The organism is Novosphingobium sp. FSW06-99 (assembly GCF_001519065.1).
GTDB lineage: Bacteria > Pseudomonadota > Alphaproteobacteria > Sphingomonadales > Sphingomonadaceae > Novosphingobium.
This window is the reverse complement of sequence record NZ_KQ954277.1, coordinates 1-1,544: the sequence shown is the minus strand read 5'-3', so window position 1 is coordinate 1,544 and position 1,544 is coordinate 1. Positions and strand designations below refer to the sequence as shown.

1 protein-coding gene is annotated in these 1,544 nt (G+C 60.6%); it reads left to right on the top strand.

What is annotated here, in order from left to right; translation table 11 throughout:
• Positions 1 to 183: 183 nt before the first annotated feature.
• Positions 184 to 1,544, top strand: a 1,361-nt coding sequence (locus tag AQZ49_RS21590; protein ID WP_067621038.1) for an NAD-dependent succinate-semialdehyde dehydrogenase, incomplete at its 3' end; no start/stop codon positions are given.

Genomic DNA, 1,544 nt, shown 5'->3' with positions numbered 1-1,544 from the left:
CTGAGTAAATCCCGTAGCTATCAATGCGGGACGGCAATCGTATTCTTCCATGCGTGTCGGGCCAATTGGTCAGCCAGAGGACGCCGTGCCCTTACTTCCAGAACAGTCTTGGTGGCGTTGAATATTCAGCGCCAACCCGCGGTGTTTTCGATCTGGCGTAGCGACACGCCCAAAGGATCTGTCATGACCTATCAAAGCCTCAGCCCGTTTGATGGCAAACTTATCAAGGGTTTTCCCGATATTACCCAGGGCGAATACGAGACCAAGCTGGCCAAAGCGCAGGCGTGCTATGAAACATGGCGACACACCAGCTATGCCGATCGTGCCGCGATCATCCACAAGGCGTCGAAACTGCTGCACGAACAGGCCGATGCCTTTGCCCACACGATGACCCTGGAAATGGGCAAGCGCATTTCCGAAGCGCGCGGCGAAGTCGAATTCAGCGCGCGCATCCTGGACTATTACGCCAAACATGCCGAACGCTTCCTTGCCCCGGTGCATCTGCACCCGGTCAACGGCAAGGCGCATATGGAAAGCAGCCCGATCGGCGTCATTTTCGCCGTCGAGCCATGGAATTTCCCCTATTATCAACTCGCACGCGTTGCCGGGCCGCACCTGATGGCGGGCAACACGCTGGTGGTGAAACACGCCGGGATCGTGCCGCAATGCGCACTGGCGTTCGAACACCTGTTGCTTGAAGCGGGCGCGCCCGAAGGGCTCTATACCAACTTGTTCCTGTCGCACGAACAGTCGAACCAACTGGTCGACGATCCGCGCATCAAGGGCGTGTGCCTGACCGGCAGCGTCGCGGCGGGCCGCACGATTGCCGCACGCGCCGGGCAGAACCTCAAGCCATCGTCGATGGAACTGGGCGGCAGCGACGCCTTCATCGTGCTCGAAGACGCCGATCTCGACCTGACCATCCCGTGGGCGGTGTGGGGCCGGATGTACAACACCGGCCAGACCTGTTGCGCGGCCAAGCGCTTCATCGTGGTCGAGAGCATCGCCGACGAATTCATCAAGCGCTTCCAGGCCGCGCTGGGCGCGCTCAAGCCCGGTGATCCGCTCGACGAAAAGACCACGCTGGGCCCCTTGTCGAGCGAAGCCGCACTGGTGCAACTGCTCGGCCAGGTCAAACAGGCGGTCGCCAAGGGCGCGCGTCTGCTGCTGGGCGGCAATCGCATCGATCGGCCCGGATCCTACATGGAACCGTCGATCCTGACCGATATCAAGCCCGACAATCCCGCCTTCCGCGACGAATTCTTCGGACCGGTCGCGCTGTTCTTCCGCGTCAAGGACGAAGCGGCGGCGATCGCGCTGGCCAATGATTCCGATTTCGGGCTGGGTGGCTCGGTCTGGACCAAAGACCACGATCGCGGCCACAAAGTCGCCAGCAAAGTCGAAACCGGCATGATGTTCGTCAACAACATCGACTGGTCAGACCCGGAACTGCCGTTCGGCGGGATCAAGGATTCAGGCTACGGTCGCGAACTGGGCGACATGGGCATCCAGCAATTCGTCAACAAAAAACTGGTCCGCTGCGT